This is a genomic window from Paenibacillus sp. BK033, from assembly GCF_004345425.1.
Taxonomy (GTDB): Bacteria; Bacillota; Bacilli; order Paenibacillales; family Paenibacillaceae; genus Pristimantibacillus.
Genome location: NZ_SLVP01000001.1, coordinates 628,724 through 644,270 on the forward strand (window position 1 = coordinate 628,724; position 15,547 = coordinate 644,270).

General features: G+C 48.5%; 11 protein-coding genes and 1 pseudogene. 11 read left to right on the forward strand and 1 reads right to left on the reverse strand.

The genetic code is table 11. The features are described from left to right. The first annotated feature begins 183 nt into the window (after positions 1-183). From EV294_RS02740 to EV294_RS02755, 4 genes are all read left to right on the forward strand, one after another. A complete protein-coding gene (locus EV294_RS02740) occupies positions 184-2,451 on the forward strand; it encodes an AraC family transcriptional regulator (protein WP_132303547.1) in 2,268 nt (755 codons plus the stop codon). A 245-nt stretch (positions 2,452-2,696) separates the two neighbouring features. Next, on the forward strand, positions 2,697-3,662 hold the full coding sequence (locus EV294_RS02745) for an ABC transporter permease (protein ID WP_132303549.1): 966 nt from the start codon (positions 2,697-2,699) through the stop codon (positions 3,660-3,662). Between the two features lie 83 nt (positions 3,663-3,745). Further along, a complete protein-coding gene (locus EV294_RS02750) occupies positions 3,746-4,645 on the forward strand; it encodes a carbohydrate ABC transporter permease (RefSeq protein ID WP_132303551.1) in 900 nt (299 codons plus the stop codon). 37 nt (positions 4,646-4,682) lie between these two features. Next, positions 4,683-6,344 carry a type 2 periplasmic-binding domain-containing protein gene (locus tag EV294_RS02755; protein WP_132303553.1) on the forward strand — a complete coding sequence of 554 codons (1,662 nt, stop codon included), beginning with the start codon at positions 4,683-4,685 and terminating at the stop codon, positions 6,342-6,344. A 280-nt stretch (positions 6,345-6,624) separates the two neighbouring features. On the opposite strand, the pseudogene EV294_RS31055 reads toward EV294_RS02755, so the two are convergent. Continuing rightward, positions 6,625-7,000: pseudogene (locus tag EV294_RS31055) on the reverse strand (transposase); the annotation flags it as partial. 274 nt (positions 7,001-7,274) lie between these two features. On the opposite strand from EV294_RS31055, the gene EV294_RS02765 reads away from it, so the two are divergent. From EV294_RS02765 to EV294_RS02795, 7 genes are all read left to right on the forward strand, one after another. Continuing rightward, the gene (locus EV294_RS02765) at positions 7,275-8,225 is read left to right on the forward strand and encodes an ABC transporter permease (protein ID WP_132303555.1); all 951 of its coding nucleotides are present in this window, start codon (positions 7,275-7,277) and stop codon (positions 8,223-8,225) included. A 14-nt stretch (positions 8,226-8,239) separates the two neighbouring features. Further along, positions 8,240-9,109, forward strand: coding sequence for a carbohydrate ABC transporter permease (locus EV294_RS02770; RefSeq protein WP_207918088.1), 870 nt, complete (start codon positions 8,240-8,242; stop codon positions 9,107-9,109). Positions 9,110-9,153: 44 nt separating this feature from the next. Further along, complete coding sequence (locus tag EV294_RS02775; RefSeq protein WP_132303557.1) at positions 9,154-10,731, forward strand: extracellular solute-binding protein; 1,578 nt, start codon at positions 9,154-9,156, stop codon at positions 10,729-10,731. A gap of 111 nt (positions 10,732-10,842) precedes the next feature. After that, positions 10,843-12,267, forward strand: coding sequence for a response regulator transcription factor (locus EV294_RS02780; protein WP_132303559.1), 1,425 nt, complete (start codon positions 10,843-10,845; stop codon positions 12,265-12,267). 31 nt (positions 12,268-12,298) lie between these two features. Beyond that, on the forward strand, positions 12,299-13,249 hold the full coding sequence (locus EV294_RS02785; protein ID WP_132303561.1) for a cache domain-containing protein: 951 nt from the start codon (positions 12,299-12,301) through the stop codon (positions 13,247-13,249). Beyond that, entirely contained in the window at positions 13,243-13,542 is a 300-nt protein-coding gene (locus EV294_RS02790; protein WP_243711546.1) for a family 43 glycosylhydrolase, read from the forward strand. Before EV294_RS02785 ends, EV294_RS02790 begins: the two co-directional genes overlap by 7 nt. Before the next feature lie 164 nt (positions 13,543-13,706). After that, positions 13,707-15,452: a type 2 periplasmic-binding domain-containing protein gene (locus EV294_RS02795; protein WP_132303563.1), complete on the forward strand. Its 1,746-nt coding sequence runs from the start codon at positions 13,707-13,709 to the stop codon at positions 15,450-15,452. Positions 15,453-15,547 lie beyond the last annotated feature (95 nt).

Consider the following 15,547-nt stretch of genomic DNA (forward strand, 5'->3'; position numbering starts at 1 on the left):
GCTGGCTTATTTTTATAGTGAAAATTCAAATAGGGAAATAGACCCAGCCGTTCTTTATCGTGTATAATTATCCAATATTGGTAGTTGAGTCGGTGGTTTTTTCGAACAAATTTAAAGCGCTTACAAAAATCCGGCTTAGAGGAACTCCATGGCTATTATGAATAACGATAGGAGGACGGGCGGATGAAACGATTTCCCATGATGCTTCAGCTGATGCTGATTCTGATCTGTGTCATGGCTATTCCGACGGCCATACTGACCTGGTATAGCGGGACGCAGATCGTGGGTTATTCGGAAGGCGCCATTGCGGATACCTCGCTGGAGGGACTTATCGCAAACAGGGAGCTTAACGAGAATGCGCTGAGCAATTTGGCGCAGGATGCGGTCCAGCTGGCCGGCACGAATATATTCGACCGGATCCGCAGCTTCAAGACGTATTCGGCGCTTAATTCGGACTATAGCGACGTGTACAGCGCGCTAAGAATACTAAATGAACTGGCGAGTCTGAACCACCGCGTGGACGGCGTATACTCGACCTATTTCCTGCTTGACGAAGCGGATTACGTGGTCTCGACCGACCGGGGAATTACGACGCTGGACCGATACGAACCGGTCGATTGGATGGAAAAGGCGCTTGCGGGTCGGAGAGGAATCGGAGGCGTCTGGTACCCCCGCAAATTGCAATCCGGCATGCAGGTCGTCTCCTATGTGCTGCCGTTAAACCGCTTGTCAACGACTACGCGCGGCACGATTGTCGTGAATTTGAAGGAGAGCCAGATTGCAAGCTATTTAAAATCCTCAGAACCGGGTTCGGAAGGCTATATGCTTCTGAGATCCGACGGCACGATTATTTCGCATCCTGACAAGTCTTTGCTTCTGACGGACGGCAACAAGCAGCCTTTTATCCGGCAGATCCTAAGCAATAGCAAAAGGGAAGGCTATGCCTACCATCTATTAAACGGCCAGCGGCTGCTGTATACCTGGTCCCGCTCGGTGCAGCTCGGCTGGTGGAACGTCAATATTTATTCGATGGACCAGTTAATGACGAAGACGTACAACCTGCAGAAGGGCATCATTTTCATTACGGGCATGATCATCATCGCAGGCACTATTATTGCCGTATTGCTGGCCACCTGGTTATCCCAGCCGCTCCGGAAGCTTGTCCGCACAATGCGCGAGCGCAGCAATCACGGCGGCACGAACAAAAACGAGCTGGCTTTCCTGGAGTCGGCTTTCAGGCGGATGCAGGAAGAGGAGGAAAGCTTGCATACGCTGCTGCAAGAGCGGGAGCAGGATACCCGAAGCTTATCGATTCATCAGTTGCTGCGCGGCGAAGTGAAGAAACAGATCGCCGAGATGTTTCCCGGGCCCTATTACACCGTAGCGGTTATCTCCATCGACCGGTATAGGAGATACGCGAGCAAAAATAATCCGGAGACCCGCAGCTTCCACCGTTATCTCCTTCTCACGAAATGCGAGAGCCTGTTTCCGGATGGTCTGCATGCCCGGGGAATTTATCAAGGCGAAGGCTGCTTCGCATTCGTGATCAACTACGGGCAGGAGGAGGCGGAGAACGGGCTTCAAGGAATAAAGGCAACGCTTGTTCAAATCCGCGATACGGCGCTGGACCTGCTTGGTCATTCGGTTACGACCGGCGTCAGCGGCCGGACGGAATTCAGCGAGTCGATCCCCGAGCGGGTTGCGGAGGCGACGGATGCCATCAAGCAACGCATGATCAAGGGGAGCGGCTGTATTTTTTACTGGAAGCCTGATGAAGACCGCGGCAAGAAATATATGTACCCGGCAAACAGCGAGCGGCGTATCGTGAATTTCCTGGAGCGTGCGGACCTAGGCAGCATTCTGAAGGAATTGGAGAGTATCCGGGCTGACATTTATTCCGATTCCAACGTTTCCTATGACAATATCCTGTTTATCTACAATCAGCTGATTGGCGTTACGATCCGTCATCTCCGGGAAAACAACGTCAGCACGTCGCGGATTTTCTCCGGACGGGGAAATATCTACTCGGCGATTGCTTCCACCGATACGCTTGACGAGCTGGAGAACCATCTCCGCGATTTCTTTACCGAGATCGTGCAGCATCTGGAGCGGAGTACGGGAGAAGCGAATCACGGCGAGCGGATTATCCGTTATCTGGAGGAGCATTTCCGCAAGGAAATCGTCTTCGAGGAGATGGCGAAGGAGATTGGCATCAGCTATTCCTACATGCGGAAGATCGTCTATGAATTAACCGGCAAAAGCCTCATCGATTATATGAATCAATTGCGGATCGAAAAAGCAAAGCAGCTGCTTATCGAATCCAAAATGACGATCACGCAAATTGCTTCCGAAGTAGGCTACTATAACGTGCAAAGCTTTAACCGGTTCTTCCGCAAGTATGAAGGGATGCCGCCAAGCAGCTATAAGACGTCGAGATCCAAGACTTCGTAAGCGTAATAGAATGAGAGCTGTCATGCCGCCTGCAGGACAGCTTTTATTTTTGCTCATGCCTATCAGATTTGATCAAAAACCGCGCCGGATAAGCAGAAATGATGCCTTTGCGATCAAAAATGACAGGGAGAATCAATACTCAAGATTTACCGTTTGGAAAAAGCGGGGGTATGATGAGGTCAGCCGCGGACGATGTCTGAAGCGAGCAAAGGACCGGGGGATTAAAGGCTGAGGGGGGTGAGAATGTGAAAATTGAAAGCGCTTCACAACAAAACGAAACCGCTTTAAAGCATCTCGGATTAAACAGACGCGGGATGGCGTATTATCTTCGGCGGGATTGGCAGCTTTACGCGTTGTTAATGATTCCGCTGGCCTTTGTACTGACCTTCAAATACGCACCGATGTCAGGCCTCATTCTTGCTTTCAAAAACTATAAGATTGCCAAAGGGTTCTGGGGGAGCGACTGGGTTGGCTTTCAAGTGTTCCAGGAGATATTCGCCAAGCATGACTTTGGCCGCGCCGTCCGCAATACGCTTTTGCTTAACAGCCTGGATTTGTTATTCAGCTTTACGATGCCGATCGTGCTGGCCTTGCTGCTGAACGAGGTAAGAGGCGTAAGATTCAAACGCGTGAACCAGACGCTGCTGTATCTGCCGCATTTTCTATCCTGGATTATTATCGGCGCAATTGCTTACCAGCTGCTCAGCGAGAGTAACGGCGCGATCAATAATCTCATTGCCATGATGGGCGGCGACCGGATTCCGTTCCTGCAGGACGATTCCAATTGGCTGATCAGTTATCTGGCGGTTGGCGTCTGGCAGAGCATGGGCTGGGGAACGATCATCTACCTTGCCTCGATCAGCAGCATAAACCCGGAAATGTACGAAGCAGCCATCGTTGACGGCGCGGGGCGCTGGAGGAAGGTATGGAACGTGACGCTGCCATCGATTCGAGTGACCATTGTTACCCTGCTTATCATGAATCTCGGCAAAGTCATGGAAGGCTCGTTCGAACGGGTATTCGCTCTGCAAAACAAGGCTACGACGGAATACACGGTCACGATTCCCGTGCTGGTGTACCGGTGGGGCATCGAAAGCGGCAACTTTAGCCGGGCAACGGCGCTTGGACTATTCCAGGCTGTCATCGGGCTTGTGCTTGTGCTCGCGGCGGACCGGATTGCGAAGAAGCTTGGCGAGGACGGAATTTTATAGAGTTAATTCTTACGAAGTAAGAATTCCCACAAATGCCCTAATATAGAGCATAAAGGTGGCAATTCTTTTAAGGAGAGGTGACCATGAAAGCAACGAACAGCACGCTTGCTGTTCATCGCAGAAGGCGGTTTGATATTTGGGATGTGCTTATTCACCTCTTTATCATCATTGCCTCGCTTGCCTGTTTGCTGCCGTTTCTGCATGTCGTATCCAAATCCTTAAGCGAAGACGCATTTGTTATCGCGAATAAAGTTTTCATCTGGCCGGAAGGGTTTACTTTCGAGGCGTACAAGAAAATTTTCGCGGACCGCAGTATATTGCGTTCCTTGTATGTATCGGTTCTGGTAACGGTGCTGTTCACCATCATTGGCATGATTATTACCATTTGCGCCGCTTATCCGTTATCCCGCAAGCAATTAAAGGGACGTACCGTGCTGACGTTTATCTTTATCTTCACCCTGTACTTCAGCGGCGGTATCATTCCCGAATATTTGCTCGTGAACAACCTGGGGCTGCTGGACACCATGTGGTCCATTATCCTGCCGCCCGCCTTCAGCGCCTTCAACCTGCTGATCATGAAGACGGCGCTGTCGAGCAGCATACCGGACAGTCTGGAGGAATCGGCCAGGATTGACGGGGCCGGGCATTTCCGGATTCTTGTCAGCATTGTGCTGCCGCTGTCCAAACCAATCATTGCAACCTTATCTCTCTTCTATGCGGTTGGGCGCTGGAATACGTACCAGGACGCATTGTTTTACATCAAGCAAAACGTGGATATGCGGCCACTGCAGCTGAAGCTGTATTACCTGGTTATTCAAGCGAGCGAAAGCTTCCAGCTGGAAGCGACTCAGGTATCGCTCAGTAATCCCGAAGTTCTTAAAGCATCCTGCGTGGTATTCGCGACTCTTCCCATTATTTGCGTGTACCCGTTTATCCAGAAGTATTTTGTCCAAGGCGTTATGCTTGGAGCCGTGAAGGAATAATCTCGAATACGAAAATGAATGATTGGGGGAACCAGCAATGAGCAGAAAAAATATGGTATCCGTATTTATGGCTTTGTTTGTGGCACTCGGCATTTTGTCGGGCTGCACGAATAACAACAATGCGAATACAAAGAGCTCTACCGAACCTTCTCCTTCCGCAAGCGATACTGCGGGCAATACGCCAAGCGAAAGCCCGGCAGGCAAGTATCCGGATTATTCGAAAGGCTTCCCGGAGAAAGTTACGCTTCAGATTCCGGTCTATGAACGCGCTTTCGAAGGCTGGAATGTATCGGATAACTACTATACGCGCTGGATTCAGAAGGAATTCGGCGATAAATACAATATCGACGTTAAATTCATACCGATCACAAGAAACAGCGAAGTAACGGACTATGAGCAGCTGCTTGCTTCGCATAAGGCTCCGGATATTATTTTCCACTACGATATGCCACAAGCGCTTGCCTACTACGGCGAGGATGTCATGCAGGAGCTGGACTACGATGAAATTGCCAACTACGCGCCTACTTACTGGAAAAATATGAGCGAGACAATCAAGCAATACGGTGTCGTAGACGGCAAAAACGTATTCTTCTTCGCACAGCGTCCGCCAGCCGATAACTTCACCACGCTGATCCGCAAAGATTGGGTGGAGAAGGTTGGCATGAAAGTAGAGGATTTGACTTCTCTTGAGAAATATAACGAAATGCTGGAGAAATGGAAGGCGGCTGGACTTGGCGTTGCCGGCGCATCCCTCTTGCAGAACAACTATACCTTCAACTATGCCTTCCGCGATTGGCCGATTGATCCGAAATACCGCGCGCTGTATTCCGATCTTGGCGTAGCGGACTTGACTACGAAGGAAACGGAGGAATACCTGAAAAACCTGAACTACCAGTACAATCATGGGCTGATCGATAAAGAATTCTATTTGCGCAATGACGATGCGAAGACGAAAGCGGAATTTGTTGCGGGCAAAACAGGCACATACGGCTTCTATCTCGCCAGCAATACCGACGTACTGACAGCTACACTGAAGAACAATCCGAATGCGCAATTTGCGGTACTTCCAGGTACGGCTGGAGTTCCGGAAGGAAACAAGCCGCAAGGCCGTGCATACTGGCCATTCGGCTTGATTATGGGTATCAATTATGAATCGACGGATGAGGAACGTGCCGCTGTATGGATGTACCTCGAATGGATGAGTCAGCCGAAGAACCTGTTCTACCTCCAGAACGGTGTTGAAGGCCAGAACTATACGCTGGATGCAGACGGTCTTGCCGTTAAGAATCCGGATTACAAAGGGGAATCCGTACTGTCCCAGAACAACAATAAAGACTACTTCGCACTCGTCAGCGAAGTTGTGCAATACACGGATCCGGCTGTAACGCGCAAAGCCTACTTGCAAAATTGGTCGCCTCCCGGCTACGAGCACCTGGCTGAAGATGTGCTGAATAATTTTGAGAAGTTAGCGGAATTCCGTACGCCGGATGCGCTGTTCAGCGTTGTGCTCGAGAAAGTAAACGAGTACAAAGCCGATCTGAACTCGCTCTTCCAGGAGCTTTACGTGAAGGTGGCTCTGGCGCCGGAGGATCAATTCGACAAAGTCTATGAGGATGCGAAGAAGACTTATCTGGATGCCGGTTATCAGGAAATTCTGGATGAGAAGCAAAAAGCTATCGACGCGGGTCAATTCAAGTAAACACGAAAACGCCATACGAGCCCCTGCGCAAGCGGGGGCTTTGGATATAGGGAGGCATAGAGACCGTGCTTGGCCTGCCGCACATGTCCAGGTATCTTCGTTCTCGTCATACAACCAGTTCTCGAATGCTTGGATGTCACGAAGATCGAAGCCAATGCCAATCGTTACACGTTTGTCTGGGGCCAGGCTGTCGTCAAACAGAAAATGATGCTGCAAGAAAAGGTAAAAACCTTGTTCGCTATATTGAAGAGGCAGAGAGGCAGGATGAGCAAGTACTGAAGAAGTATTGCTCCAACTTTATGTAGTTTTCTTCCATGAGAAACTGAAGAACAGCCGTAAAGACGGTCTCCAATACGTCTTTATACGAAAATCTGGACATTGCCTAGCAGCCAACCACATAAACATGATATTTTCACGTACCGCTTTGGCGATTTGACGAGAGGAGTAGATGCGCTGTGTGTAGGCTAGATAACGACTTTCATGAGCATTTTTGGGTGATAGCCGTCCCGGCCACCTCCGGGATAAGCTTTGGTGAAGAGGTTCATATTTAAGCGATTGACCGCATCGTTGATGACGCGTACAAGATGATTTTCGGGGATATCTTCTTGCAAGTCCATTGGTAAGGACAGTTGATCCATGGTATATTCTTTGTACATAAAGAAGCCTCTCTTTAATTAGAATGGTTGGGTGGTACCTCCATTTTAACAAGGGTCGGCTTCTTTTTGTTTGGGCATTTCTTGAACAGGCTGCTGTTTAGCCTAGATAAAAAAGGGCACCCCTCGTCATTTTCATGACTTATGGGACACCCCCTTTTTTTGTTATTTTAATATATTACAAGTCGGCACTTAATAAATTACATTTTATTAAAAATCCCAACAGGTATAATTTTTTACATGAGCTCACCTTATACGGAAAGAGGGGTTGATAAAAGTGAAAGCGGTTTTAGGCAGCGATAGCCAGCGGGTCAATCTAAGGAGAAAAAACCGATTCGTTCAAAACATCAAAAGAGATTATTTGTTATATGCCCTCTTGCTGCTGCCCATGGCGTATATCGCGGTATTCAGATATGCGCCGATCTACGGCGTATTAATGGCTTTCCAGGATTACAACATTTTTCAAGGCATCAGCGGCAGCGAGTGGGTTGGATTTGACGTCTTTCAATTTATATTCCAGCAGGACAGCTTCTACCGCGCTTTGAAAAATACGCTCATTTTGAACCTGCTGGATTTGGCGGCAGGGTTCCCGGCCCCCATAATACTGGCGATTTTGTTGAATGAGCTCCGATTTACGCGATTCAAAAAATTTACGCAAACCGTTCTTTATCTGCCGCATTTTTTGTCCTGGGTCATTATCGGCGGCATGGTATACCTGATGTTCTCGTCCGGCGGTATGGCCAATACGATATTATCCGGCCTTGGTCTTGGCAAAATCGAGTTTCTCTCCGACAAAACAAACTGGCTGATCATGTATGTGGCCGTCGGAATCTGGCAGAGCGCGGGTTGGGGGACCATCCTTTATTTGGCCGCCATTATCGGAATAAACAAGGATTTGTACGAGGCAGCGGATATGGACGGATGCAGCAGGCTGCGCAAAATCTGGCATATCACCTTGCCGGGCATCAAGCCAACCATCATTATCCTGCTCATTTTGCAGATCGGAAGAATGGTTTCCATTGGGTTCGACCGGCCATTCGTCATGGGCAATTCGCTTGTCAGCGACTATTCCGATGTGATCAGCACTTACGTGTATCGAATCGGGATCGGGTCCGGCGACTTTTCTCAAGCAACGGCTGTCGGATTGTTCCAGTCGGTTGTAGGGCTGATCTTTCTCGTGTCGGCTAATTATATTTCCAGGAAAATAGGCGAGCAAGGAATTTGGTAAAGGGCGTGAGTGGATTGAACAAGTCAAAAACAAATCTCGTGGACATTCTGATTATTTTATTCATCACGGCGGTCTCCATAACCTGTCTCGTTCCGTTCTTGTATATGATAGCGCTTTCTCTCAGCTCCAATAACGCTATCATTTCGCAGAAGGTATCGCTTTGGCCGGTAGAATTCACGCTTGAAACCTATAAAACGATTCTAAGCGATGTCGACATGCTTTATACACTCGGCTATACCATTGTGCTCACGATTTTATTTACCGCATGTTGTATGTTTTTAACGATATGCGCTGCCTATCCGCTTACGAAGAAACGATTAATGGGCAGAAATTTTTTGTTAACCGCCATGGTGTTCACGATGTATTTCAGCGGAGGACTGATTCCCAGCTATATTCTGGTGAAAAACCTGGACATGATGAACACGGTGAGCAGTCTGATCTTACCCGGCGCCTTGAGCGTTTTTAACATGATCATCCTCAAAACCTTCTTCTCTTCCCTTCCGGAAAGCCTGGAAGAAGCGGCCGCGATCGACGGCTGCAACGAATGGGGGATTCTTTTCAAGGTGGTTCTGCCATTGTCCATGCCCTCTATCGCAACGCTTAGCCTCTTTTACGCGGTTGATAGATGGAACGGCTTCCAGGACGCGTTGTTTTACATTACGGACAAGAATTTGTATCCGATGCAATTAAAGCTCTATCAAATCATTACCGCCAATCAGCAGTTAGATACGCAGCAAGGCGAAGGCAGCACGGGGGCTTTTATCGTACCCGAATCTTTGAAAGCTGCAAGCGTTATGTTCGCTACCGTTCCGATTTTGCTGGTTTACCCGAAGCTTCAGAAATATTTTGTTGACGGCGTAATGACGGGAGCAATTAAAGGTTAAAGAAAAGAGGCAAGTATACTATTGGAAAAGGCGAGGTTGATAATATGAACAAAAAAATGTTGGTTTTACTGCCCGTTCTCACGCTGTTAGCGGGCGGATTGGCTGGCTGCGGCGACGATAACAACAATAATAAAGAGAGCCAATCCACTTCTACGGAGACGAAGGCCCCTTCGGGCTCGCCGGTTACGCTTACGGTGGAGGTATTTGACAGAGGCATACAAGGCCAGCCGGATTTGAACAACAACACTTGGACCAGGTATATTAACGAGCATTTCGGCAAGCCAAACAATGCGGTCGTAAAATTTGTTCCGGTTCCGAGATCGCAGGAGATTGATAAGCTGAACGTCATGATGGCAGCGGGCGAAGCGCCGGATATTTCCTTTACCTATGACAGCGCAACCGTATCCCGGTACGCAAAGATTAACGGGATTATGCCACTGGAGGAATTGCTTGAAAAGTACGGCCAGGATTTGAAAAATTATCTGGGTGAGACCGTTCTTGCTTACGGGCAATTCAACGGAAAACAGATGGCGATCCCCGCAAAACGAACATCGCTGGCTTGGATCGGCAGTTTCATCCGTAAGGATTGGCTGGACAAATTAGGGCTGCCGGTTCCGACGAACAGAGATGAGTTATATAATACTCTTGTTGCATTCCGAGACAAAAATCCCGGAGGGGTTGACGGCGTTATTCCATGGGGATTGGCGGCGACCGGCATGAATTACGGAACCGGCAATTTGGCCGAATCGTTCTGGGGCGAGCAGTCGGAGGAGGATTTCGTAACGTCTCCGAACTGGTTAAAGCCCGGAAACAAGGAATCGCTGAAATTCCTCAACAAGCTGTACAACGAAAAATTGATCAGCCCCGATTTTGCGTTGGATAAGACGGCAAAGCAGGCGGACGCGGACGTGACAAACGGCAAGGTCGGATTTTTCAGCGCGAACTGGGATTACGCGTTTAGACAAAATATAAGCGAGCCGCTAAAAGCCAATGTGCCGGATGCTAACTTTATCCCGATCGATACGTTTAAAAACGAGGAAGGCAAATACAAAAAAATGATTTACAATGAAAACGGCTTAAATGTTTTTATACCGAAATCCAGCAAAAATGCGGAGCTGGCGATTAAATATTTGAACTGGATGGCGAACCCCGAGGTGTTATTTTTCCTGCAATACGGGGAAGAAGGAGTTAACCACAAAACGGTTGACGGAATCCCGCAGGTTATCGCGCAAACCGGCGACAATATGCAGACGAGTCCGCAAAACCTCGACTATACCCTGGTGGTAAACGGCGTTGAGCTTGGCGATCAAGAGAAGAATATTAAAGCCCTTTCCGCTTCGTATGCCGGATTAGAAGAGACGGCAGAGCAGTCCTACAAAATCAATACGACGGACGGTTACACCGCCTTCTTCTACGATACGCCAAATGATGCCAACATCAAGTTCGGCAAAACGCTTGGGGATATGAACAAACAAATGACCGATAAACTGATTGTATGCAAGCCTTCCGATTTCGACAGCTTATACGACAAGCTTGTGGACGAGTATATGGCAGCTGGCGGCAAGGCTGTCATGGAAGAAAATGTGAAAATTTACGAAGCGATGCAGGCAAACAAGAAGTGATATAAGGGGTTGGCTGGCTGGCAAGCCTATGGACTTAAGGGTCCATAGGCCTTTGTCTATATAAAGCGAATGACTGCGATTATGACGACAGGAACCTATCGGGAGGTACTTATGTATAGTGTCATTATTGTGGATGATGAGCCTTGGGCGATTAAAGGGATTAGTAATGCCTTTGACTGGAGTAAACACGGATTCGAAATAACGGGTCAGTTCACTAGCGTCCACAAAGCATATGAGTTTATATGCGAGGAAAATCCCGATCTGATCGTTACGGACATTAGAATGCCCGAAATTTCCGGACTTGAGCTGATGAGGATGACCAAGAAAAAGGGCGTGGAAGCCGACTTTGTATTTGTAAGCGGTTTCGCCGAGTTTGCCTATGCGCAGGAAGCTATACGATACGGCGCGCTGGATTATTTCCTGAAGCCTATCGATATTGAGCTTGCGGAATCGTTCATACATAAGTTGGCTGTCCATTTTGCCAAAAAAAGAAGTCATCGCAATAACCTTATTCTGGAGGCGTTAATGTCCACGGACAACCATGAATTGAGCCGTTTAACGCCTTTTTTTAATTCTTCTTCGGGTGAAGACTATTATCGCGCGCTTATCGTCTATTCGAATCGTGATCAAATCTGCGGCAGAAAGAGGTTTGATGTCGAGCATACCTTGGAGATAGAGCTGGGATCAAGGAAAACGCTGTACATCCTAAAAAGCGGCCAATTGGCGAACTTGCAGGGGCTTGAATGGGCGGGGACGGACATTAAAGCTGCGGGAATCAGCAGCATCTCGAATCATTACAAGGATCTTGCCAAGCTGATTAAGGAATCGGATCTGGCGGCCTCCAAGGTTTTTTTGAATGAGGATGAGAAAGGGCTGTTCGAGTACGAACAAAAGCTGGATACGGTCAAGCCGTATATAGATAGCATTTCCGTCATGATCCAGGAGAAACAATTTGAGGCATTGGAGGATACCATAGGGAGGCTTAAAAACGATTTCAGCAAAAATAATGCGGGCATGGGGGAGGTTGTTTATTTATGGAATCAGGTGGTCGGCGTATTATTGGCTTCCTTTTATGAGGAGCTGAAAGACATGGAGCTGGGCTTCCTCAATTATGCCGAGCTCAAGGAGCGTTTTGAGAATTTTGAGTCCTTATGCGGCTTTTTATATGACGTTCTTCTCTACATCAGGCAGTTGAACCGCCAATGCGCAAGTGAAGGCGATATCGGCTCCTATTTCGCTCAGATGGTGAAATATATCGATAATCATTATTCTACCAAGCTGTACCTGAAGGATTTATCCGCGAAGTTTTTCCTTAATCAGGTTTATTGCTGCCAGTTGTTCAAGAAGAATTTGGGGAAAACCTTCTCGGAATATGTCACGGAACTCAGGATAAACAAAGCCTGCGAGCTGTTGAAGCATACGGAAATGTCCGTCGAGGAAGTAGCGTTAAAGGTAGGAATCATGGATTATTATTATTTCAATAAAGTATTCAAGAAGCAATGCGGAATAACCCCGGCAAAGTACAGAAAATGCTGATTTTTAAAAAACGTATCGGAGTGTGTGCAGCTTGAAGATCAGCAAACTGAAGCTTAAGCATCAGATCTTCCTTATCGTGTTATTTACGGTGATCCTCTTTACCTTTATGGAGGCTTATTTTTATTTCAGCTTTTATAATCTGACCCAGACACGGGCTGCCAATTACGGCAACAAAATCATTGAGCAGACGCGCCAAAAGATCGATTCGGTGTTCAACGATATAAAGATCAGCACGAATATTGCGGTAGATAATAGAAAAATTCAGGAGTTTACAACGGCGGACAATGATTACGCGAGAGATATCGATATCGGCAATTACGTCATCGACCTGATGGAGTATATGAGAGCCTTTAATTCCTACGTAAGCGGCATTGTCATTAATGATAATGAAGGCAGAAAGGTTTACAGCGTGGATTCGATAACCGGCGATATCTTTTTCATGAATCAATATAACGCGTTTATCAATAAGTATAAAAACGATAGCACGGCTTTAGACAAGGGAAGTTTTACGGATCTGTTCAAAGACGGGAAATCCGGAAATGAGTATTTCTTTTATGTGGCACCCATTATCGAATCGATAGGCGGCGTTCATTTTTCCCAAAGAACCGGTTATTGTTCCGTTATGGTCAATATCGAAAAGCTGCAGGAGCTGATCGAAAACACGGAGCTTACGCCTCATTCCGCCTTGTATATTCTGAACAGCAGCAATGAGGTCATCGCTTCCAATCAGGCAAGCTTCCGCGGAGTGTTATTCGAGGATATTCTGTCGGCGGACCGGGACAATCTGACAAGCGGAATGAAAACGAAGATTAACGGGGAAAAGGTTATCGTTCAGGAAAAGGGTTTGGAGCAAGCCGACGGATGGAGCATCGTCAGCATTATTCCGGTACATGAATTGACGGCCGACATGAACCCGATTAAACATTTCTCATTTATTCGGCCAGCACGACTTGGTCCGAGGATTATTCGCTGGGGATGCTGACCATGGAGGATTCGGCCGATCCGATGGCTGCGGGTTCCTGGACGAAAACGATGCAGCCGGTATTTAAGAAAAGCGTGGAGAACGGGGTGTACGCAACCGGACACAACAGCTTTACCAAGTCGCCCGATGATCAGGAGGATTGGATGGTCTACCATGCGCTGCACGCGCCTGGAGTAGAGACCAAGCATCGAGCGACCCGTATTCAGAAGTTTGGCTGGCATCCGGACGGAACGCCCGATTTTGGAGCGCCTTACGGGGATGCGTTTGACTTGAAGGTTCCGTCGGGAGAATAAGCAACCTCTTTTTTTATCAATTAATACATCAATTCTGTAACTAAATAGTTTTTCTGCGAGATGAAACGGCGAAAAAGCTCATGAATATGCTGAAAAGGTCGAGTTTAATCATTTTATTTCCATTATTTTAAAATGAAAACGTTGACATTAAGGGGGATAAAAATATGGGAACGATGAAGAAACGTTTGCTTAACCTGTTGCTTGTATCCGTACTGACCGGTTCCGCTCTGGCGGCCTGCAGCAACAACAATAATGATTCGAAGGAGTCCGCGGATCCGGCCGCAACAGCAGATAGCTCGCAGGCGCCGGCGGAAACGACGGCTTTCTCGGATATCAGCCCAACCATCCGCGGCAATAAAGCCCCAACCCAAGAGCAGATGGATGAAGTCAACAACACGTTAAACGATACTTATCTCGGCGACCTGTACGACGAGAAAATTCCGAGCCATTATGAAGCTTACCCTTATAAAAAGGACGTCACGCTCGACGTGTGGCTGCCGGCCGATTCGCAAATTCCGGATATGAATAATCAGGTCGTACAGAAGCAGGTTGAAAAATTAACCGGCATCAAGGTGAATTTCATTACGCCGCCGGTTGGCCAAGAAGCTGACGCGTTTACGCTGATGATGTCCTCGGGCGAGCTGCCGGACATTATTATCGAACCGGAACGTTACCCGGGCGGAATGGAAGCGGGCGTTAAAGACGGCGCTTACCTGGATTTGACAGATGACATGGATAAATACGCTCCGAACTATAGCGAATGGCGCAACTCCGATGAGACAAGAAGAAAAACAACGGTAACGGACAACGGCAAGCTGCTGGGCTTCTACGGCATCGCTCCTTATTCCGAATGGATGTGGTTCGGCATGCTGATCAAGAAGGAAGCGCTCGAGAAGACGGGGCTCGAAGTGCCGAATACGATCGACGAATGGCATGCGTTCCTGACCAAAGCGAAGGAAGCCGGTTACAGCGAACCTCTTAACTACGGTTCGACTTACGGCCAGATCTTTACCGGCATCATTAACGGCGCTTACGGCGTATGGGACTGGACGTTTATGGATGCGGACGGCAAAGTGCAATGGGGTCCCGCCCAGCCTAAGGCGAAGGACTACCTGGCCACCATGCAGCAATGGAACAAAGAGGGACTGCTGAACAAAGACTGGGCGACGGCGGACTTCAACCAGCGGATGGCGAGCGCCGTTTCGGATAAAACGGCCGTCATGATGGATTCTCCGGATACGATGTGGAGCTACTGGAAGCAGCAAAACAACATCGACTTCGTCGGCGCTTTAAACCCGGTTCTGAATGCCGGCGACAAGGCGGCTACCACCTATAAAAATTTCAAAAGAACAGGCCGCTCCGCTGCGATTACGACTCAAGCCGACGATGTGGAAGCGGCGATGAGATGGCTGGATTTTGCTTACAGCAAGAAGGGCTGGGAGATTCTGAACTACGGCGAATACGGCAAGGTGCATCTGATTGACGAGACAGGCAAGCCTTACTTCCAGCCGGAAAGCTATATTTACAAGGATCCGGACGGTCAGCCGGTGGCGACTACTCTTGTCAAATACCGCATGCACTCCTGGCCGGATATCCGCGACGAGCATAACTCCAACCCGCTGATCGTTGCAGAGGGCAGCTACTCGGGAGATATCCGGAAAACTTGGACGGAAAATATGGATACGAGCGCAGCGATGCCTCCGATCACGTTCACGACGGAAGAAGCCTCCCGCGAAGCGGAGCTTGGCAACCAGCTGTCGACGCTGCGCAATGAATATTTTGCCAAAATCATCAAGGGCCAGCTGCCGGTCGATGCCTATGACAAATTCCTGAGCGAAGCGAAGAAGATGGGGCTTGACGAGTTCCTGAGCATCCATCAGGCTGCGCTTGACCGGTATAACGCGCGGTAAATTCAGGTTAAGGTTCACACAGGAGATGAACGGGCATGGCCGTGTTGCGGACTCCGCAGTCGGCGATGCCCTACCTGGGATATAAGGCGGTGGAT

Coding starts and splice junctions, on each gene's coding strand:
- EV294_RS02775 (WP_132303557.1), top strand. CDS start 9,154: ATGAACAAAAAAATGTTGGTTTTACTGCCCGTTCTCACGCTGTTAGCG.
- EV294_RS02780 (WP_132303559.1), top strand. CDS start 10,843: ATGTATAGTGTCATTATTGTGGATGATGAGCCTTGGGCGATTAAAGGG.
- EV294_RS02790 (WP_243711546.1), top strand. CDS start 13,243: ATGCTGACCATGGAGGATTCGGCCGATCCGATGGCTGCGGGTTCCTGG.
- EV294_RS02755 (WP_132303553.1), top strand. CDS start 4,683: ATGAGCAGAAAAAATATGGTATCCGTATTTATGGCTTTGTTTGTGGCA.
- EV294_RS02795 (WP_132303563.1), top strand. CDS start 13,707: ATGGGAACGATGAAGAAACGTTTGCTTAACCTGTTGCTTGTATCCGTA.
- EV294_RS02750 (WP_132303551.1), top strand. CDS start 3,746: ATGAAAGCAACGAACAGCACGCTTGCTGTTCATCGCAGAAGGCGGTTT.
- EV294_RS02740 (WP_132303547.1), top strand. CDS start 184: ATGAAACGATTTCCCATGATGCTTCAGCTGATGCTGATTCTGATCTGT.